The sequence below is a fragment of the Calidifontibacillus erzurumensis genome, assembly GCF_013303125.1.
GTDB classification, from domain to species: domain Bacteria; phylum Bacillota; class Bacilli; order Bacillales; family Bacillaceae_J; genus Calidifontibacillus; species Calidifontibacillus erzurumensis.
Genome location: NZ_JABTTE010000022.1, coordinates 40,591 through 61,044, shown reverse-complemented (window position 1 = coordinate 61,044; position 20,454 = coordinate 40,591). Strand labels below are relative to the sequence as shown.

Genomic DNA, 20,454 nt, shown 5'->3' with positions numbered 1-20,454 from the left:
TTTAATAAAAAAAGCAGCCTTAAAATTGAGCTGTTCCTCTAAAAATCTTACAACTATTATTTTAATAAAAATGTAAAAGCAGCCTTTTAAGTTTGGCTGCTTTTTGAGTCCCTTAAAGACCGTAATGTTTTTAATTCATCCATTAATTCCAAAATTTCTGTGGAGGCATTATTTATTTTTTCGATATTTTGATTTAATGCGTCTAATTCTCTTTCAATTTGATGATTTTTTTCTTGGTTTTCTAACATGGAGTTAAGAATCAGTTCAAAGGAAGCGCTTGTTTTCAGGCTTATTTTGTTACCTGTTTGGACATGGTCTTTTACAATGTCCATTGATTGGACTAAATGATCCATTTTCTCATTTGCCTCGTTAATTAAATCTGAAATGCTAGAGGCAGATATTTTTGTTTGTTCAGCTAATTTTCTGACCTCATTTGCCACGACTGCAAATCCTTTTCCAGATTCACCAGCACGTGCCGCTTCAATGGCTGCATTTAAGGCAAGTAAGTTTGTCTGATTAGCAACATTCTCTACAATTTGTGTGATAGTTTTCATTTTCTCAAAATTGTTTTCTAAGTTTTGTAATTCTTTGGAAATGTTAATCGTACCATCTTCGACATGTTGTGAGTTCTCCTGCAGTTCTTCCATCTGTTTTTTACCTTCTAGCGCTTTATTCTTCGCCTTTGCCGAAAGTTTCGTTCCTTCTTTGGAATGAATAGCAACTTCATGGGTTTGATTGAGGATCTCCTGAATGGAAAGATTGGTTTGTTTTACTACTTCTCCTAATTGGTCTGCAGTAATTGTTATAGCATTATTAATTTCGTTCCTGTATTGAAAACTCTCTTCAATGACTCTCTTACTTTCCGTTTCATAAGCTCCTAGAATAAGAAGCATTTCAAAGTTTAAGATTTTATTTACAGCAGACATGATCGTTAAAGCATCTTTTACATCGGTTACTTTTTTTTCAACTAATTCAAGGAATGCATTATTTATAACTTGGATGGCAGAAATAAACCATGGTACTGATAAACCAACTTTCACATGTACTTGCGCAATCTTTCGTCGCTTGGCAATATATGCATCGTCAATTTGACAATCTAAAATGTTTATTAGATGGTTTTTAACAATTTCCGTATGTTTTTCTAGGTTGGAATGGTCAGAAATGATTTCGACCAAATTTTTATTTTGGGTTAAGTGATCATAAATAAATTTTGTTACAAATTCCAAATTTTCCTTAACGAGTGGGGCAATTGTTCGAATGATGGCAAGGTCTTGCGGTGTTAGATTCATCATTTCAACTTGTTTTCTTATCACAGGATCTGTTATTTGAAACTTTACCTGTGTTAAATGAGGTTGACTTAGCTCTAAAGTGCTTGGCTTTTTTTTAGTTGTCCGAAATGTAAAAAATGCCAATTTGCATTCCCCCATTTTACCTATTTCTAAACCATAGTAATTTGATTACATAATAGGGGGTGATCCCTATAAGTGTTGTCTAACTATAAAAAATGGAAACTTAACAAAATATTTACGCATTAAAAAACTCCTATTGTAGAAGTAAGACCATACTTGTTCCTGTTCTTCTACAAAGGAGACAAAAATGAAAAAAAGTATAGGTCATAAAAATGAAATTGTTTAATGTCTTTATTTTACCTACTGTTGATTTTGCTTGTCTACAGTTAATTTATGATATTGACAAGTTTAAAATAGATTTTTTTATTAAAAATTTTTATAATGATTCACCTGGCTAAACTGTGAATCTTAAAGTGACTTTGAAGAAAAATTAGACTTGATTAAAAACTCCAGTTTACAAATGTACTTTTTTGTTTTCGAAGGCCCTCTAAGATCTCTACTTCAACCATTCGAATAGAGAATTTAAATTCGAATTTTAAATAAATCCTTATTTTTTATAACGATGATAAATCAATAACATTTCGGAGAAGCTAAGGGAAATGTGAAAAAAACTTCTATTATGTAAGGAAGGATTGAGAGATATGGCTTTACACCAATCTTATCAGCCTGGCCAAATCGTGTATGTGATCATTCGAAACCCACATGTGCAAGATGTAGCAAATGTCCAACAAGCCGCTGTTGTTGAAAATCCTTATTCACCAGGTGAATTGGCATTGTTTGTTTATGACACGTATTATCCATTAACGGATGAAGTAGCGGTCTTTCCAACAGAGAGCGAGGCAGAGAATGCTTTCCGGGAAGCATTTGGGTATTTGGATGCGGAGGAATACTATGGTTAAACCATTTGTACCGCAACTTGTCTATGTGGAGCCTGGAGCTTTGGAATATTCCCTTGGAAGGGAACTCGTTGCAAAATTTCGGGAAATGGGAATTGAAATTCGAAAAACGACATCCCATAACCAAATTCGCAATTTACCTGGGGAAAATGATTTCCAGCGGTACCGCATTGCAAAATCGACACTTGTTGTCGGTGTAAGGAAAACATTAAAGTTTGATACATCGAAGCCTTCAGCTGAATATGCCATTCCTTTTGTAACTGGATGCATGGGTCATTGCCATTATTGTTATTTGCAAACGACGATGGGGAGCAAGCCGTATATCAGGACTTATGTAAACATTGATGATATATTTGATGCGGCTGAAAACTATATGAAAGAGCGAGCTCCTGAAATTACGAGGTTTGAAGCTTCTTGTACGTCTGATGTGGTCGGGGTTGACCATTTAACGCATACGTTAAAGAAAGCCATTGAATTTTTTGGAGAATCAAAATACGGGAAATTACGGTTTGTAACAAAATTTGCTCATGTTGATCATTTGCTTAATGCAAAGCATAATGGTCGTACTCGTTTTCGATTTAGCATGAACGATGACTATATCATAAAAAATTTTGAACCTGGAACATCGAGCCAAGATGACAGAATTGAAGCTGCTAAAAAGGTTGCTGAAGCAGGATATCCATTAGGATTCATCATTGCTCCAATCTATTTGCATGACGGTTGGAAAGAAGGGTACCGAGAAATGTTTGAAAAATTAGAAGCGCAACTTCCAAAAACAGCAACAAAAGATTTAACTTTTGAATTGATTCAACACCGTTTTACAAAGCCGGCTAAGCGTGTCATTGAAAAAAATTATCCAATGACAAAGTTGGAACTGGATGAATCAAAAAGAAAATGGAAATGGGGACGTTACGGAATCGGGAAATATGTTTACATAGATGAAGAGCAGGAAGATATAAAAAATACTCTTGGAAATTACATTAAAACTTACTTTCCTGAAGCAAAACTTGAATATTTTACATGATTGCAAATGACCTAAGCTGACGCATTTGAATAAAATCAAGTTGTTGGCATGTTCGACGAGTATTTTATTATGAAAAATGAAAGAAAGAGAAAGGGTGTTGTCCAGTCTAAAATATGATCGGGAGTGTTTCGAGCATAAAAAGTAAAAAAGGACAGAGAAATTTTTTCTCTATCCTTTGCTGCTATTAAAATCCGCTTTGTCCCCAATAATTTAGACCAAAGCCGCCGCTTGCACCGTATTTTTCTAAAATTTTCATAGCGTTCCATTGGGCATCGTTTAACCCGCCGTAAATTAAATCATTTGATTTTGAGTTTGACGTATTTGTTTTATAGTTTGATTTTTTACTTTGGTACGTCTTTGGATCTGTACTAAAATACCATTTATCATCGATAGTTACCTTTCTAGCTTTCGTATCATAATCCACTTTGTATCCTAATCGCTCGGAAACGAATCTTAATGGTACAAGTGTGCGGCCATCTTTTATTTTTGCAGGTGCATCTAAGGTAACTTTATTATTATTTACTAGTGCCGTTTTAGAGCCAATCGTTAAGACAATCGTAATATTCCCTTTCTTCGCAGTTACAGTTTGTTTTGCATTGTTCCAATCGACTTCGGCACCTGTCAAATCTAAGATTGTACGTAGAGGCACGAAAGTACGGCCACCCTCTACTAGTGGTGGTGTGTCAAACGAGACCTCACCAGGAGGCATTTCCAGTACGGAAGAATCGATCCAGGAGGTTGATTGGGAATCAACTAAGCTTTTCCAAGATTGCGTTTGTTGTACAGCTTCCCATTCTTTTGTTTTCACAACATCCATCCATTGACCAGTTTCTATAGCCTTTGACCATTGAGGTGTGTTCACTAAATCGGCCCATTGATTTGTTGTAACGACATCTGACCAAATTTCAACATATTCAGGTTCGGACCAAAGCTCTACATAAGTAGGATTCGTCCACAGGTCTTGTTTTGTAGTTTCTTTAGGTTCATGATTTGTTGTTTCAGTATCGTTCCAAAGATCTTCTGACCAAAGGTCCGTATAAGGAGAACTTTGGTTGTTATTATGATGATGGTTAGTCGGTGTTGTATTTGAATGATCTTCCCATAGACCTTCTGACCATAAATCTGTATAAGGAGTCTGATGGTAATAATAATTATCTAGGGTTGGTTGATCGTCCTCCCAAAGGTTTTCCGACCAAAGATCCGCTGCCGAGGCTGCTTGCACTGTACTGATGGAAAGCAGTGCTGACAATCCGATCATTCCTAATTTCTTTCTCATGACTTTCTTTCCCCTTTCTTTTTAATTTTTTAAATAAACTTTGGAAACGCCCACCTTGCTTTAGACAATAAAAAAATTCTTTGTATTTGCACCAGGACGGTTTTTTAATTGTTTTGAACTACAGAATATTAAACATGAAGCATCTTACAAAAAACTTACAAAAGATCTTACTGTGTTTTGCTGGCAATGTTTAAAGCAATTTTTTTCGGTTGTTACATGGTCTTAAAACGTTCAAATTGACAGTAAATACCTCATTATCGGCTTCCTATTTGCAATGTTTTTTTTGATGAAGCACATCTCTTTTCCCTCTTTCCAGAGCCAATAAATTCCGCTGTTTAATAACTTCCGATAATGGAAATTGTAGTTACTGAAGTTGGATTTTTTGCAGCTTCAGGAATTTTTTTATAAATGAGGTTGAACGTGGCCTTTTTTAAGTATTGGCCCAAAAAAGGGGCAGTGTTCCTTTCTCCTTATATTATTGAAATTTCTTAAGAAAGAAGAAGCCAGAAGGAGGGAAACGATGAATTTTTTAAAATCATTAACGGATAAAGTTTCAACAAAAAAAGGTGCTTGGATGACCGTTGTTATTTGGCTTGTGTTGATGATTGTTATGAGCGCAGGACCAAAATTGGGAGACTACAAAGTATCAAATTTTCAATCACTGCCTGATGAGGCGCAATCAATTATTACACAAAATCAATTAGATCAATATTTCCCTACTGACCAAGGAACACCGGGAATTTACGTATTTTATAAACCGGACGGAAAGCTTGCTATCGAAGACGTTATTATGATTATTGAAGAAATTAAAGAGGCAAATATTGAGGGGATCGAGAAAATCGTCGATATTTCTAAATTGCCACCTCATGCATTACGTGCGTTTTTATCAGAAGATGAAACGACAATGATCGTTCCGATGAATCTTAAAGCAGGTTTAGGAAATGCAGACTATGCAGAGATTAATGAGGAAACGACTGAGGTAGGACGAAATATTGCAGAAAAGTTAAATATCGAATTTTATATTACGGGTCCGGCTGGTATTGCAGGTGATACAGTCAGATTATTTGAATCTGCAGACTTGAATTTATTATTTGCAACCATTGGTATTATATTGGTTTTATTAATTGGAATTTACCGTTCTCCATTATTAGCAATGATCCCGTTACTTGCAACGGTTGTCGTCTATCAAGTCGTCAATCAAACGGTCGCTTTGTTAGGTGCGGGTGGACTTGAAATCAATAATTCAACAGCTTCGATCATGAGCATTTTATTATTTGCGGCTGTTGTTGATTATTCATTATTTGTGTTTTCCCGTTATCGGGAAGAGTTGAATCATTATGAAGATCAATATGAAGCAATGAAAGCAGCGATCGGAGCGACCGCAGAACCTGTGTTATTTGCAGGCGGTACGGTTTTTGCTGCCATGATTATTTTATATTTTGCTGATTTTCGTGAATATCAAAACTTTGCCCCAGTATTCGCAACGGCGATGGTAATTATTATGATTGCTTCTGTAACGCTCATCCCAGCTTTATTTGCCTTGTTTGGCCGTAAAGCATTCTGGCCGAAAGTACCGAAATATGGGGAGACCAAAGAAGTCAAACATGGCATATGGGGGCCTGTGGCCAAGTTTGTTGTCGGAAAACCGTTTTTAGCTGGTGGAGTGGTGCTGTTATTTTTAATTGTTACAGCACTAAATATATTCAACTTAAATTACGAATTTAATATGGTGAAAGGCTTTCCTGAAGATTTACCGTCAAGAAGAGGATTTGAAATTGTAGAAGAGAAGTTTAACAAAGGCGATTTAGCACAAACAACCGTATTGGTTTCTGGAGATCAATTAACACAAGAAGATTTACAAGAAATTTCTGCGGCTTTTACAGAGAATGAACATATTAGTTCATCAAGGCCTTCTGGCTTAACAGAGAATGGGAAATACGGAAAAATAACCGTTTCTTTAAGGGATAATCCGTATAGTATAGAGGCGATTGAATTTTTAGAGAAATTCCGTGAAGATTATTCAACTTTTCGTTTATCAAACAATAAAGAAGTTCAGTTATCGTATGCTGGAGTAACAGCCAAATTAGTTGATGAACAACAAGTGAATAATAGCGATATTAAGAAAATAGTTACTTTAGAAACAATATTGATCCTAGCGCTGTTATTCTTTTTAACTCGTTCCATTAAAATGCCAATTTATATGATGGCAACCATTTTAATTTCATATCTATCTGCTTTAGGATTAGGAATCTTTTTAGTAGATGTGATATTTGGCTTCGATGCGATTTCAACTCGAGCACCCGTTTATGCTTTTATATTTCTAGTGGCGTTAGGAATTGACTACAACATTATTTTAGTAAGCCGCTTTTTTGAAGAGCGAAAAACTCTAAAAGTGAAAGATGCTTTAGAGGTTGCAATCCGAAATACAGGAGGTGTCATTTCGTCAGCAGGAGTTATTCTTGCGGCTACATTTGCAGCTTTAATAACGATGCCAATTACTGATTTATCTATTTTTGGATTTATCGTTGCCATCGGAATTATTATGGATACCTTTTTAGTGAGAGGCATGCTATTACCTTCACTCATATTATTTTTTGAAAAGGATAAAACGAGACCTTTAAAGGGAGCGGTGTAAATAGAATGAGGTAGGAGGGAACCGTAATTGGGGCCCTCCAATTTTTTATAGCTAGGCATCGTTTACAGATTATCGCTCATTTATTAATAAAATATTGAACCTCTTGTCTATCCATCATTTGACCTAACGCATGAATGTCATATCTTTCAATTTTATCGATTAATTCCTTTTCTGTATTCAATAAAAGAAGACCTATGCCTTTAATAGATTGTAAGCCTTCAAAATTTGGATCCATAATCGATAGTAAGGATGAGTCATATCCCAATTGTAAACATTCCTTTTTCAAATGGATTGCTTGATGATAGCAATCTTTTGTGTGGTAAGGGATCCACATGATAATGGACCAACTTAATTTATTTTTTAGGATATCTTTTAAATGATCAATGATTCTCTTGCAGCCGTTCATATCTTTCTCCCATTCAGTATAGAAAGGATCTAGCATTACGATTCCGCTAGTATATTTTTCTATTTCATGCTTGTAATCATCAATTAAATGGTAAGCATTACAACAACAGAATTCCAATGGAACCTCATTTATGTCCTTTTGCGATTCATTAAAACAAAGGATGACATCCATTATTTCATAACTATTATAAATAACTTTACAATTCCCAAACCTACCTTGGCTAAAAACATCTCTAGCCAACTTTGTTGATCCTGGATAATGATTTAACAAACCATCATTACTTGCTTTAAGTAATAAATGATAGTACACACTTTTCTTCATATTTTCTGTGGCATTTGTAAAGAAACTTTTGGCTTCTCGCTGACAAGTTTTAGTAATATAATTTCCGCCGAATGCATCGTAAAAGCATACATCTTTATACTTTTCTACCTTTAGTTGCAGTAATTCTGATAAAATCAAATGTTTTGGAACATCACCAATGTTGCCCGCTTTGTTGTCCATTGTTTTATATAATCTTTTTAACATAGGTGTCTCCTTCTCTTACTTATTGAAATATCCTTTATCTTTTCAATTTTTTCCGACGCGGTTTTCTTCTGCATGTTGTTGAGCAATAACCACAAAAATATACTTATATAATGGTAAAACCAATCATAGCTGAAATAATACTTACTATAATTGAAGACATGACATAGATGGCAGCTAATTTAATATAGTTTGATTGGATTAAAGTCAAAGTTTCGTACCCGAAAGTTGAAAATGTTGTAAAAGCTCCACAAAAACCTACACCGGCAAATAGAAAGAGCCTCTTGTCAATAACGTTTGAAAGATAAAGTTGGGTCAGGAAACCGAGTAAAAATGAACCGATAATATTTATAACCCAAGTGCCAAGTGGAAAAGGGTATTTATTTTTTGTTTTTTTACTAATGAGGTTTCCTATTATGAATCTCGCTGCTGAGCCTAAAGAACCGCCGATTCCTATCATCCAAATCATATGACATCACTTCTCTTTTTTTATTATTGCTAATTTGTGTCCTGCATAAGCTAGTCCAATTCCAACAACAGTCGAGGCGAAGACATAGAGAATCGCTGTCAAAATAAGACCTTTTTGCAATAAATGTAGAGTCTCTACTGAAAAGGTCGAGAATGTTGTAAATGAACCGATAAAACCTGTACCAATCATTAGTGTAAATGCTGGTTTTACTTTATTCGTTTGGTTGGCAAATGTTAAAAACCATCCAAGAATAAAACAGCCAATCATGTTAATGAAAAAGGTACTTAAAGGAAATCCATTGTTGTTAATGATCCATTCACCTATCGAAAATCTACATATAGCCCCAAAAAATCCGCCAATCATTACTAATATTAGATTCAATTGAAATTACCTCTCTATAATTTTTAAAAAGTGTCTATTGCATAATTGATATCATTATTTATTAAATCAAGAATCATAATGGTTTTAAAGGACAAGCATCATTGTAATATAACAGAATTATCAAAATGTAAAGAAAGGCATTGACTTTTTACAATTTTGTGAACTATACTTTTCTTAAGTCATTTTTGTCTACTTTGTGAAAGATTCGAAGTGAAGGAAGGAATCATTCAAAGTAGGAATGTTCTAGACAGGGAAGGATATGCATAACTTTGTGAATACTTTAACAATTCCCTTTTCTTCTCAAATGATTGTTATCAAGTCTTTTTTCTTTTTTAATTAATTAAATCAGACAACCAAACTAGGTAAGCTCTATCTTAAATTCATCTTATATACTGATTTGGTTGAAAGTAGGATAAAATTGAAAAACTTACAAATTAAATTTTACACCTTACCAACTTTAAAAAAGTAATAACCTGTCATATAATTGTAAGTAAAGTAAATATTTTAATTGAAAAAAATTTAATAGTAAATAGATATTTTAATCTATGAAAAATTCTGATAAACTATAGGTTGGTTATTACAAATTTAGGATATTTTTAAAATTTATTGTGCCTTTTCTTGCTGTGGGGGGTAAGGGAGGCAGGTATCTAAAACGTTAGGGGATAGGGATGAAAAAATGAGCAGCAATCAAATCAAAACAGACGTAATCTTAATTGGCGCCGGAATCATGAGTGCAACTTTGGGGTCATTAATAAAAGAATTGGCTCCAGACTGGGAAATCACAGTTTTTGAAAGGCTCGAACATGCTGGAGAAGAAAGTTCTAACGAATGGAACAACGCAGGTACAGGACATGCTTCATTGTGCGAGCTTAACTACACCGTAGAAAAAGCTGACGGAACGATCGACATTTCAAAAGCGATCAAAGTAAATGAAGAGTTTCAAGTTTCTAAGCAGTTTTGGGCATATCTTGTAAAAAGCAATTTGATTAGCAATCCGCAAGACTTCATTATGCCGTTGCCGCATATGAGTTTTGTGCAAGGTAAAGAAAATGTTGAGTTTTTAAGGAAACGTTTTGAAGCAATGTCTAAGAATCCATTGTTCCAAGGCATGGAATTTTCTGACGATCCAGAAGTGTTGAAAGAATGGATTCCACTCATGATGAAAGATCGTGTCGTAACGGAACCAATTGCGGCTACGAAAATTGATTGTGGTACTGATGTGAATTTTGGTGCTTTAACTCGCATGTTGTTTGAACACTTACAAAGTAAAAATGTAACTATAAAGTACAAACATAATGTAAACGATATAAAACGTACAAGTGACGGCTTGTGGGAGTTAAAAGTTCAAAATCTCACAAACGGAACAGTCGAACGTTATGCTGCCAAATTTGTCTTCATCGGTGCTGGAGGCGGAAGCTTGCATCTATTGCAAAAGTCTGGCATCCCTGAAGGAAAACATATTGGTGGATTCCCTGTAAGCGGACTCTTTATGGTGTGCAATAACCAAGATGTTGTTGAACAGCATCATGCCAAAGTTTATGGTAAAGCAAAAGTTGGCGCACCTCCGATGTCTGTTCCGCATCTTGATACAAGATATATTGATAACCAAAAATCATTGTTATTTGGACCGTTTGCTGGCTTCTCGCCAAAGTTCTTAAAGAACGGCTCAATGTTTGATTTGATTACATCTGTAAAAGCTGATAATCTCATTACGATGTTAGCGGCTGGAGCAAAGAACATCCCATTGACAAAATATTTGATCGAACAAGTAATGTTGACAAAAGAACAGCGCATGGAAGAGTTGCGTGAGTTTATTCCAAACGCGAAAAGCGAAGATTGGGATATCATTGTAGCTGGTCAACGTGTACAGGTTATTAAAGATACAGAGGCTGGCGGCAAAGGAACTCTTCAATTTGGTACGGAAGTTATTAGCGCTGCTGACGGCTCAATTGCTGCTTTACTCGGAGCTTCACCAGGTGCTTCTACCGCAGTATCAGTTATGTTAGAGGTTATTAGAAGATGCTTCCCGCAACAGTTAAAATCATGGGAGCCAAAAATAAAAGAAATGATTCCTTCTTATGGCGTATCGCTCATGAACAACGTAGAGTTGTTGCATCAAGTGCAAGCAGAAACAGGAAAAGTGCTTGGTTTAGAGACTGTTACAGAAGAAAAAGAAGAAGTTCGTGTATTACAAGAAGCATAAATGTTTTAGGCATTTATGCTTCTTTTTTATTATTGCAGATTAAAAATTTCAATCGTTATATTTCTTAGAAGTGTGAATCTTGCAATTTATTTTAAGAAACTTACAAGAAGCAACAGACGGCCAAGCAGAGTACTGCTTTCGTAAAAATATAATATGACCGCCTTCTGTGTTTACTATTGAACTAGTCCGCTAATAGACGTTAAAATGTCATTTAATTTGTTATTTGCTGCTTGAACCCATCTGTTTTTATCGTCGATATAACCATCTTTATCAATTGGCTCTTGAAATTGTGCAAGTCCAGTTGTTGCTGTGACTAAAGAGTGTGCGTCATAATCTAATCCAATATTGACGATATGTTTAATAACAAACGGTGTTCCAAATTCAATTGTTGCATTTGGGTGATCTAAATATCCATTAACCACATATACCGGTATTCTTAAATAAATGGACTCTCCACCATCTCGCCATAATAAAGCATCAAATTTTCCTTGGTCGTAATCAAAATTGCTGCAAAAGCTGCATCCATGGGATTTTAAAATATTGTCAATTGCCCCAAATGTTGCCCTTTTCCCTTCAATTTCTGATTGCAGTTTAATCACGAAATTGCTCCACCTTTCTTACATTTATTTCCTAAATGAATTCTTTCCTAGTTTATCCATAAAAAAATGAAATAAACAGGTGGGGCTATTAACAGGTGAAATTTGGGATTTGGTGGTGAGAACTTTTTGTGGAGATAAAAAAATGTAAAAAAGGATCTGAAAGGGCAAAATGCCCAATCAGCAGTGGTAATGAAAAACGGAGTAAGATCTTAAGCAAAAGCCATGCAGCCTCCTTGCAGGACGTAAGTTAATCGAGTATATGGGAGGACTGGAAGATTTCTGTTTTATAGTAAATAGTTAATTCTTTGCTTGATGTATTAGCTTTATTACAGTTTTTCAATCACAAGCATGCTAAGCAAAACTCATTAATTAAGAACTTTTTTCTTGTCTGTACATATATGTTAAACAGGGGTAGGTACGACTCCTCTGTTTTTCGTTTTTATACATTTTGTAAACATAAGGTGATGTCATTGCAGAAATAAGTGCGCCGTAGTTTAAGAAAAAGCTAATTTCATCTCCAGGTTGTAAATGGATATGTTTTGAATCGATGATCATATGATCGCTGCTTGAACCAAGCAGTTCAAACGGTTCCATTGGCGTTAATCCAGATACTAAAATATCTTGCCGCCCAGCGTTTATAATTGCTCGCCTTACGTTACCCCGGTTTTCAAAGGACACGGATTCACCGAAGGCATTTTTTTCTACACTTCCAAATGGCACGGAAGGCTTTATGTTTGATTCAATTACTTCGGCAATGAAACGGAATGCATCCGGATGCAACTGAGGAATAAGCTTTCCAGTTGCAGTTTCCCGTCCTAGCCAAATCGATTCGCCTATTCGGATATGATTCACAGCCCCAGGATTTTTTGTTTTCATCAACCAGTTATAGTTAGCGGAATTGCCTCCTGAAACATATGATAAGTGCAAAGAAAATTTCTGTTCCATTGCCTTTGCAAATTCGGAAAATTCGTTCATTTTTTGCTCGGTTGGTACTACACCGCCAAAGCAAGCGAAGTTTGTGCCGATTCCAACGATCTCGATGCCAGGGCAGGCTAAAGTTTCTCTAATAAAATCGGGGGCATCTTTGAGCATAATTCCTTCTCTCAAATCCCCCATTTCAACCATGATGATTATTTTATGTTTTTTGTTTTGGCGTATGGCTTCGTTCGATAAAGCACGAATGACGCCAATTTCAGTATTCATGCTAATATCTGCATATTGTACAACTTTTTCAATCTCACTTGGCGCTGGGGTGCGCAATAATATCATCGTTGCTTTTAGATTTGCTTTTTTCAGCTTTTCAAGATTGGAAATCTTTGAATCTGCAAGACTAGTAATTCCAGATTCAAGGATTGTTTCGGCAATTTTAATATCCGCCGCCACTCCTTTTACGACGGCGGTCATTTGGATCCCTTTCTTCCCATATAAATCTTTTAAAATTTTGGCGTTCTGTTTTATTTTTGCTAGGTCTATTTCCACTCTTGGAGTAAGACCCATTATGAAACAACTGCCTTTTTTAATGACGGGAAGAAATGGATGATCGCATCTATGACCTTATCGCTGCCAGTTTTTAATACGTCAGTAACAGGTAGGCGATATTTTTTCTCATATTCATTGATTGTTTCAATGATTTCTTGATCAGTCATTTCTTCGTGGTTAAGTGTAATTGCTATCACTTTTGTATTGCCGTAATGTTCGATCAGTTTTATTTCATCCTCAACTTTTGGCATTTCTACAAACGGGAAGTCTCCCAATACTTTTCGTTTTGGTGGGTGCTGCAAAATAACAGCCTGTGGTCTTGCCCCTTTTAAAATAGCACAGGAGCTTGCATAGGCTGGATGGCTTAAGGCACCTTGGCCTTCAACGATAATAATGTCCGGATTTTCAATTTTATTGGCTCGGACAATTTCACGTTCTAATTCGCCGATCAAATATTGCAAAGGAAAGGCATCCATGGCAAAACCATATTTAGCTCCTTGGATGAGCCCCGTTTGTCCTGTGGCAATAAATGCCGGTTTATAGCCCTTTTTCTGAAGTGCTTTTTCAATCACTTTCGCAGTTGTTCGTTTGCCGACTGCCCCGTCGGTTCCTAAGACGGTAATAATTGGTGTTTTAATTTTTAAAATTTCTCCAGTAAATAACGTCCACTCTTTTTTCGGTCTCGGTTTTCGGATATCGCGGATCGCAACACCGCATTCTTGGGCAATTTTCACCATTTCCTCATCATCAGTAAGGAATTCTTGGAGCGGGTTTATAATATTTAATCCAGCTTTCATAGCTTCGATGAGCACATCTCTTTCTTTCTTTTTTAAGAAAGCATCAGCTGGTGCAATACCGAGGATAAAATCATCAATTTTTTGTTTTGAGTGGTTCAATGCTTCTTGCAAGTTTTTGCAAATTGGTATGCCATTAAATTTTTGATCTAATACGAGGCCAGCATCCTGTCCATGTTTTGTACTATCAATAACAGCAGTAATTATATAATTTCCCGGCTCGCGAACGAGTCCGTTGGCAGTCTTTCCATCCATTGAACCAAATTGATTTTCACAATAAATGATTGCACGTTTTTTCATAACATCCCTCCATTTAATTGTGAAATTTAGCAACGAAAAAAAGAACACCTAATCGCTTCATGAAAAGTGACAAAGATGTCAAAATTCAAAGAAGATAGCTGTTCATTTCAATGGATATGCAGTTGGATGGAAATGTAGACGCCTGCTTGATTCGTTTTTTAGTAGGCCTCTAGAGTTAATTATAAATTCAAAAAATTTAGTTGTGAAGTAAAATGCCTATGGATATAGGTTCAATATGTCAAAGTTTTCAAGATTTAGATATTATTTTTAGACAATTGAAAAAAATTTCGTGTAATTAATAGTTGAAGGTTCGCTTAGAATTTGGTAATATATAAACAAATTTAAGGGGCTATGTGTGACTGGCGAACGCGGAAATAACCGTGAGGGAGCACATAGCGACGTTGATAGCCGTTCGCCTGGGCTGAGGTAAGGGATGAAGAAGAACCCTTACCTCTTTATGTTTACAGGAGGTTGATGGAGGAAATAATTGAATGTCGAAATTTTGAGATGAATAGGTTACTATGTTGGTAGGATGAATTTTTTAATTATTTGGAATTTGAGATTACTATTAAAATAAAAAGGGAGTAATACGACGATGAATACAGTCACTTTAGACCAAGTCAAAACGATTAAAACATTGAATAATATCGCTGAAAGTGGACTAAGTGTTTTTAATACGGAAAACTATACAATCGATAATGACAATGAAAATCCAGATGCTATTCTTGTACGCAGCTTTAATATGCATGCGATGGAACTAGGCGATAATTTAAAAGCAATTGCACGTGCTGGCGCAGGTGTGAACAATATCCCTGTTGATAAATGTACGGAACGCGGGATTGTAGTATTTAACACACCTGGTGCAAATGCTAATGCAGTAAAAGAACTTGTTTTGACATCTCTTATTGCTTCTTCTCGTAATCTATTTGCTGGTATTCAGTGGGTAAAATCTTTGGCAGGCCAAGGAGACGAAATTCCTAAGCTTGTTGAAGCAGGTAAGAAACAGTTTGTTGGTAAAGAAATTAAAGGAAAAACACTTGGTGTGATCGGTTTAGGTGCGATTGGGGCACTTGTTGCTAATGATGCACTTGATTTAGATATGGATGTTATCGGATATGATCCATACATCTCTGTTGAAACAGCCTGGAAATTATCTAGAAAAGTACAACGTGCGATGACAATTGAACAACTTTTTGCAAATAGTGATTATATTACAGTTCACGTTCCATTAACAGACAGCACAAGAGGCATGTTCAATAAAGAAACATTCAGCCTTATGAAAGATGGCGTTCATATTTTGAACTTCTCTCGTGGTGAGCTTGTAAATGAAGCAGATATGGCTGAAGCTCTTGAAAGTGGAAAAGTAGGCAAGTATGTGACAGACTTCCCAAATGAAAATGTATTGAACATGAAAAATGCAGTGGCAATCCCACATCTTGGTGCATCTACAGTAGAATCTGAAGAAAACTGCGCAATCATGGCAGCTCGCCAGTTGAAAGAGTTTTTAGAAACAGGAAATATTAAAAACTCTGTAAACTTCCCAAATGCTTATTTGGAATACACTGGCAGACGCCGTTTTGCGATCTTCCATAAAAATGTGCCAAACATGGTTGGCCAATTTACAGCTGCTATTTCAAACTATAACTTGAACATTGCTGATATGGTGAACCGCAGCCGCGGCGACTATGCATACACAATGATTGACATCGACGATAAAGTAAACGGCGATATCGTTCCAAATATTGAAGAAAAAATTAAAAATATCGATGGTGTTATTACTGTCAATATTTATTAATTGAAAGCGCAAGGGGCGTTTAGAAGTCAAATGATTGATTTCTGAACGCCTTATTTTTATTGTTTCAGCGTGTTTAGGAAATAGGGAGATGAACTTAGCGAACAAGTACTGATACGAAAAATATAAAATTCATTCTTCCATGTATTAGTGAAAAAACTGTAAATACTAAATAGTGACTGAAATTATCCATATGTTGATCTACCATTGGGATGAGAGAAGGACGTTCCTGTATTGAAAATGCGATCCAGATATTCGTGTAGTCTTCGCCAAGGCTGGGCAAACCCAAGTGATGGGTAAAAAATCAAATTAATGTTTTCAATGAATCCAATAATTTTTTTATAATTAGACTTGTCAAGTTTGTTTGGAAATGATGTAATTTTTTCAAACGTGAACAAATTAAAGTAAAAAAGGCAGGCTCTGCATAATATATGGAATCTTACATTAAAACTCTCATTGTTGACGATGAACTATATAGCCGTGATGAATTGAAGTTTTTATTACAATCGTATCCGAACATTCAAATAATTGGGGAAGCTGAATCGGGGGAAAGTGCTATTATGAAAGCGATTCAGCTGCAGCCTGATGTTGTTTTTTTAGATGTGGAAATGCCTCGAATGAGCGGGATTGAGGCGGCAAAAGCATTAAATGAGCTAAAAAAACCGCCGCTCGTTGTATTTGCGACGGCATATCCGCAATTTGCTGTTGAAGCTTTCCGATATGATGCCATAGATTATTTATTAAAACCTTTTGATGAAAACCAATTAAAAGAAACGGTTGAGCGGATTGAAAGAAAGTTAGGAATGACTGTTCAATCCCAAGATCAAGGCGGTGGAAAGCCAACGGGCAAGCTTGCAGTGGAATCGGAAGGGGAAATATTTTATCTTGACCCGAGTGAGATTCTTTATATTTTTCGCGATGATAAAGTTACAAAGATCATTGCCAAATCTGGCGAGTACGAAATGAAAACACCGCTGAAAGACTTGGAATCAAGATTAAGCATGTATGATTTCTTCCGGATCCATAAAGGCTATCTCGTTAATTTGAAATATATTACAAAATTGACGCCTTGGTTTAATGGTGCGTATCAATTGAAAATTGAAGGTAGAAAAGAATTGTTATCGGTTAGCCGCAATTATGTAAAAGCGTTAAGAAAGAAGTTGGAGATTTAAAAGGACGCGCATTTTGATCCTTTTGTGGAGGCGAGTGAAGTCGGCTCTTATGTAAGCTAGCGGATCAACGTGATAGATTGTTCGACTCCTTATCATGAGGTCTGGGATGCCTTTTAACGATTTTTAAAGAACAGAATATTTGCATACTTTCAACCTGTATAGCAAAAGCGAGCATGATTTATTTTCTTTGCAAAAAATCACGCCCGCAAATTGGACAAACAACCTTTCATAAAAGAGCTGATGAAAAAAGTGTTCTACATGCTTTTTGCATCAGCTTTTTTTGCTGTTTCTACATATGGAATTGTGAAAGCAACTTCGGTACCCTCATCGGGGCTGCTTTTTATTTTTAAAGCAGCTTCTTCCCCGAACATCATCGTTAGTCTGCGATTGACATTGTATAAAGCAAGGCCGCTTCCTTGTTTGGATGATAGATACGGTTGACCAATTGATTCTGTCCTTTCTTTTTTCATTCCATGGCCATTATCTTCAACTTTAATGTGAGTGAAATCCTGTTCTTTTTTGATCGTAATTTTTATAAGACAGTTATTTTCTTTGTTTTTAAAACCGTGTTTAATTGAATTTTCAACGATTGGCTGCAATGTCAAAGGTGGAATGTTTTGACTTAGTGCGCCTTGGTCAATGTCGTAAACAACGGTTAATTTATTTACAAATCTCACTTCTTCAATGGCTAAATATGCTTTTACATGGTTTAGTTCCTCTGCAAGGGTTGTGATGCTTTTTGTTGTGACAGTCAAGTTTTGCCGCAAGTAATGAGATAAAGAAATTAATACTTTTCGTGCTTTCATTGGGTCGATCCGTATAAGTGAGCTGATCGTGTTTAATGTGTTAAATAAGAAATGCGGGCTAATTTGTGCTTGCAGCGCCTTTATTTCAGCATCTTTTGCTAGCTGGTAAGCTTTATCAGCATCAGCTAATTCCAGTTGGTTGCTCATCATGGAGCTAAGTCCAGATATAAGTTCCATGACTACGTTCGTTATTTCTTTTTCCGAACGGAAATAAAATTTTAATGTGCCAATGGTTTTGCCGCGTTGTTTTAGCGGGGCAATGACGACGGCGCCAAGCGGACATTCTTCTACACGGCAGTGGATGGCCCTTTGGTTTGCAACGACAATTTTTCCTTGTTTCAATGCATCCATTGTAATTTGTGTTTGGATTGGATTACGCGGACGATGGTGATCATTTCCCATTCCGACATGGGCGAGAATTTCAGTTCGATTAGTCATAGCAACAGCGAGAGTTTGCAATTCATGATGGATAATGTTGCAAACGGCTTCTGCCGACGTATAATTGAGCCCGTTTCTTAAGTATGTAATCGTTTGTTGGGCAATGCGCAACGTTTTCTGGGCTTGTACAGCTCCTGTTTTCTCTTCTTCATTGACCATGCTTTTAATAATTAACAAAAATAGGGCACAGCCTAATCCGTTAGCTAATATCATCGGTATGCCGATCATTTCCACTAATGTCCACGCTTTATCAAGTGGACGGGAAAAAAGAAGAATAATCCCCATTTGTATGGTTTCTGCAAGCGAACCAACGAAAAAAGCTGTTGATGTATTGACATGGCGTTCTTTCCGATAAAGGGCGCCGGCAAGAATGCCGGCAATAATGGTAGCCAAACCGCAAGAAAAAGCAGTAAAGCCTCCTAATGTAAAGCGGTGGATGCCGGCGATTAAACCGGCGCCGATTCCTACTTTATAGCCTCCAAGAAGCCCTGCTAATACAATGCCGATTACCCGTGAATTGGCAATCGCTTCATTGGCGGAAAGGGCGACGGACCAACGGCCAAATTGTTGGCTGACGGTATCGAGGCTGACGCCGGTATAAGTACCGATAATGCCGAAAAAACCGAAAAAAATAGTCGCTTTTATTTTTTGGACACTATTTAGTTCTTCTTGATAAATCATATCCCGGAAAAATTTAAATCTCGTTAAAATGAAAGCAATTGTAACAATGATCCCGAGCCTCTCAATCATTGTAATCAATAATTCAATCATGAAAGTTCCCCCTTTCAAACGGGTCCATCGACGAATAAGCTTGTACGTTTATCTATTCATTATCATACCAAGATTATGCTTATTCATCATATGTTGGGCTTCACGTTGAAAAGAAATTTTCATGATTTGTAGTAACTTTTGTACCAGGTGACGAAATTTTCAATTCCTTCTTCAATGGATACTTGTGGCTGGTACGATAGATCTTGAATGAGCTCGTTTATATCGGCATATGTTTCGGTGACATCACCGGGTTGGAGAGGTAAATAAATTTTATGCGCTTGTTTCCCAAGCTTTTTTTCAAGTGTTTTAATAAAGTCCGATAATAAAACGGGCTTGTTATGACCGAGGTTATAAATTTTATAAGGAGGGGTTTTGTCTGTTGGGGGCCCTTTTTTTACCAGTCGCATGATCGGTTCAATAATATCATCGATATATGTGAAGTCTCTTTTCATATGTCCATAATTATAAATTTCAATTGGCTGATCGTTTAATATTGCTTTTGTAAATGAAAATAATGCCATATCCGGTCTTCCCCAAGGACCATATACCGTAAAAAACCTCAGTCCTGTTGTAGGCAGTTTGTATAAATGACTATACGTAAAAGCGAGCAGTTCATTTGCTCTTTTCGTTGCTGCATAGACGCTAATTGGTTCGTTTACTTCATCATGAATAGAAAAAGGTATTTTTTTATTATTTCCGTAGACAGAACTTGAAGAAGCATATAGGAGATGCTCCACTTTCTTATCTTTACAACATTCCAATATATTCATAAAACCGACGAGATTGGATTGGATATATTGATGCGGATTTTTAAGGCTGTATCTAACCCCGGCTTGGGCTGCCAAATGAACAACAATCGGCAAGTTGTATTGTTCAAACAGGCTTTCTAGCAACTCAAGATTTTCAAGTGACCCTTTTATAAAAGTGAAATTTTTATATGCTTTTAAAATCTTTAAGCGGTCCCATTTTAATGTTGGATCGTAATAATCATTGATATTATCAAGGCCGAGTACATGATATCCTTCCTCTAACAATCTTCTTGCCAAATGAAAACCGATGAAGCCAGCGCTGCCTGTTACAAAAATATAAGACTTTGTCTGTTCATTCAAAATTTCATTTTCCCCCTTTCTTCAAACTGTCTC

The 20,454-nt window shown here is 36.2% G+C and carries 16 protein-coding genes and 1 riboswitch; of the genes, 6 read left to right on the top strand and 10 right to left on the bottom strand.

The window, feature by feature from the left end:
• Positions 1–86: 86 nt before the first annotated feature.
• Positions 87–1,412, bottom strand: coding sequence for a globin-coupled sensor protein (locus tag HR057_RS13945; RefSeq protein WP_173732053.1), 1,326 nt, complete (start codon positions 1,410–1,412; stop codon positions 87–89).
• A gap of 578 nt (positions 1,413–1,990) precedes the next feature.
• Here HR057_RS13945 and HR057_RS13940 point away from each other — a divergent pair.
• Positions 1,991–2,248, top strand: coding sequence for a transcriptional regulator SplA domain-containing protein (locus HR057_RS13940; protein ID WP_173732052.1), 258 nt, complete (start codon positions 1,991–1,993; stop codon positions 2,246–2,248).
• Complete coding sequence (splB, locus tag HR057_RS13935; protein WP_173732051.1) at positions 2,241–3,269, top strand: spore photoproduct lyase; 1,029 nt, start codon at positions 2,241–2,243, stop codon at positions 3,267–3,269. Before HR057_RS13940 ends, splB begins: the two co-directional genes overlap by 8 nt.
• Positions 3,270–3,453: 184 nt before the next feature.
• On the opposite strand, the gene HR057_RS13930 is transcribed toward splB, so the two are convergent.
• Positions 3,454–4,545, bottom strand: a complete 1,092-nt coding sequence (locus tag HR057_RS13930) for a copper amine oxidase N-terminal domain-containing protein (RefSeq protein ID WP_173732050.1) — start codon at positions 4,543–4,545, stop codon at positions 3,454–3,456.
• 520 nt (positions 4,546–5,065) lie between these two features.
• Here HR057_RS13930 and HR057_RS13925 point away from each other — a divergent pair.
• On the top strand, positions 5,066–7,180 hold the full coding sequence (locus HR057_RS13925; RefSeq protein WP_173732049.1) for an MMPL family transporter: 2,115 nt from the start codon (positions 5,066–5,068) through the stop codon (positions 7,178–7,180).
• Positions 7,181–7,256: 76 nt separating this feature from the next.
• On the opposite strand, the gene HR057_RS13920 is transcribed toward HR057_RS13925, so the two are convergent.
• The 3 genes from HR057_RS13920 to crcB (HR057_RS13910) all read right to left on the bottom strand — a co-directional run bounded on the left by HR057_RS13920 (position 7,257) and on the right by crcB (HR057_RS13910) (position 8,958).
• Positions 7,257–8,111: a hypothetical protein gene (locus tag HR057_RS13920; RefSeq protein ID WP_173732048.1), complete on the bottom strand. Its 855-nt coding sequence runs from the start codon at positions 8,109–8,111 to the stop codon at positions 7,257–7,259.
• A 103-nt stretch (positions 8,112–8,214) separates the two neighbouring features.
• Positions 8,215–8,577 carry a fluoride efflux transporter CrcB gene (crcB, locus tag HR057_RS13915; RefSeq protein WP_173732047.1) on the bottom strand — a complete coding sequence of 121 codons (363 nt, stop codon included), beginning with the start codon at positions 8,575–8,577 and terminating at the stop codon, positions 8,215–8,217.
• A gap of 6 nt (positions 8,578–8,583) precedes the next feature.
• Complete coding sequence (gene crcB, locus HR057_RS13910; protein ID WP_173732046.1) at positions 8,584–8,958, bottom strand: fluoride efflux transporter CrcB; 375 nt, start codon at positions 8,956–8,958, stop codon at positions 8,584–8,586.
• Positions 8,959–9,634: 676 nt separating this feature from the next.
• On the opposite strand from crcB (HR057_RS13910), the gene HR057_RS13905 reads away from it, so the two are divergent.
• Complete coding sequence (locus tag HR057_RS13905; RefSeq protein ID WP_173732045.1) at positions 9,635–11,161, top strand: malate:quinone oxidoreductase; 1,527 nt, start codon at positions 9,635–9,637, stop codon at positions 11,159–11,161.
• A 173-nt stretch (positions 11,162–11,334) separates the two neighbouring features.
• On the opposite strand, the gene HR057_RS13900 is transcribed toward HR057_RS13905, so the two are convergent.
• From HR057_RS13900 to HR057_RS13890, 3 genes are all read right to left on the bottom strand, one after another.
• Positions 11,335–11,760 carry a YugN family protein gene (locus tag HR057_RS13900; protein ID WP_173732044.1) on the bottom strand — a complete coding sequence of 142 codons (426 nt, stop codon included), beginning with the start codon at positions 11,758–11,760 and terminating at the stop codon, positions 11,335–11,337.
• Between the two features lie 369 nt (positions 11,761–12,129).
• Positions 12,130–13,257, bottom strand: coding sequence for an alanine/ornithine racemase family PLP-dependent enzyme (locus HR057_RS13895; RefSeq protein ID WP_173732043.1), 1,128 nt, complete (start codon positions 13,255–13,257; stop codon positions 12,130–12,132).
• Complete coding sequence (locus HR057_RS13890; protein WP_173732042.1) at positions 13,257–14,333, bottom strand: DUF1611 domain-containing protein; 1,077 nt, start codon at positions 14,331–14,333, stop codon at positions 13,257–13,259. The genes HR057_RS13895 and HR057_RS13890 overlap by 1 nt, the downstream gene beginning before the upstream one ends.
• A 345-nt stretch (positions 14,334–14,678) precedes the next feature.
• Positions 14,679–14,762: riboswitch (ZMP/ZTP riboswitch) on the top strand.
• 166 nt (positions 14,763–14,928) lie between these two features.
• Between HR057_RS13890 and HR057_RS13885 the strand changes: the two genes are divergently transcribed.
• Positions 14,929–16,128, top strand: a complete 1,200-nt coding sequence (locus HR057_RS13885; protein WP_173732041.1) for a phosphoglycerate dehydrogenase — start codon at positions 14,929–14,931, stop codon at positions 16,126–16,128.
• A 428-nt stretch (positions 16,129–16,556) separates the two neighbouring features.
• Entirely contained in the window at positions 16,557–17,297 is a 741-nt protein-coding gene (locus tag HR057_RS13880; protein WP_173732040.1) for a LytR/AlgR family response regulator transcription factor, read from the top strand.
• A gap of 254 nt (positions 17,298–17,551) precedes the next feature.
• On the opposite strand, the gene HR057_RS13875 is transcribed toward HR057_RS13880, so the two are convergent.
• Positions 17,552–19,312 carry a sensor histidine kinase gene (locus tag HR057_RS13875; protein ID WP_173732039.1) on the bottom strand — a complete coding sequence of 587 codons (1,761 nt, stop codon included), beginning with the start codon at positions 19,310–19,312 and terminating at the stop codon, positions 17,552–17,554.
• Positions 19,313–19,431: 119 nt separating this feature from the next.
• On the bottom strand, positions 19,432–20,421 hold the full coding sequence (locus HR057_RS13870) for an NAD-dependent epimerase/dehydratase family protein (RefSeq protein ID WP_173732038.1): 990 nt from the start codon (positions 20,419–20,421) through the stop codon (positions 19,432–19,434).
• Positions 20,422–20,454: the final 33 nt, after the last annotated feature.

Excerpts from the sequence above, each read along its gene's own strand:
- HR057_RS13940 (WP_173732052.1), top strand. The coding sequence starts at position 1,991 with ATGGCTTTACACCAATCTTATCAGCCTGGCCAAATCGTGTATGTGATC.
- splB (WP_173732051.1), top strand. The coding sequence starts at position 2,241 with ATGGTTAAACCATTTGTACCGCAACTTGTCTATGTGGAGCCTGGAGCT.
- HR057_RS13930 (WP_173732050.1), bottom strand. The coding sequence starts at position 4,545 with ATGAGAAAGAAATTAGGAATGATCGGATTGTCAGCACTGCTTTCCATC.
- HR057_RS13925 (WP_173732049.1), top strand. The coding sequence starts at position 5,066 with ATGAATTTTTTAAAATCATTAACGGATAAAGTTTCAACAAAAAAAGGT.
- HR057_RS13920 (WP_173732048.1), bottom strand. The coding sequence starts at position 8,111 with ATGTTAAAAAGATTATATAAAACAATGGACAACAAAGCGGGCAACATT.
- crcB (WP_173732047.1), bottom strand. The coding sequence starts at position 8,577 with ATGATTTGGATGATAGGAATCGGCGGTTCTTTAGGCTCAGCAGCGAGA.
- HR057_RS13905 (WP_173732045.1), top strand. The coding sequence starts at position 9,635 with ATGAGCAGCAATCAAATCAAAACAGACGTAATCTTAATTGGCGCCGGA.
- HR057_RS13895 (WP_173732043.1), bottom strand. The coding sequence starts at position 13,257 with ATGGGTCTTACTCCAAGAGTGGAAATAGACCTAGCAAAAATAAAACAG.
- HR057_RS13890 (WP_173732042.1), bottom strand. The coding sequence starts at position 14,333 with ATGAAAAAACGTGCAATCATTTATTGTGAAAATCAATTTGGTTCAATG.
- HR057_RS13885 (WP_173732041.1), top strand. The coding sequence starts at position 14,929 with ATGAATACAGTCACTTTAGACCAAGTCAAAACGATTAAAACATTGAAT.
- HR057_RS13880 (WP_173732040.1), top strand. The coding sequence starts at position 16,557 with ATGGAATCTTACATTAAAACTCTCATTGTTGACGATGAACTATATAGC.
- HR057_RS13875 (WP_173732039.1), bottom strand. The coding sequence starts at position 19,312 with ATGATTGAATTATTGATTACAATGATTGAGAGGCTCGGGATCATTGTT.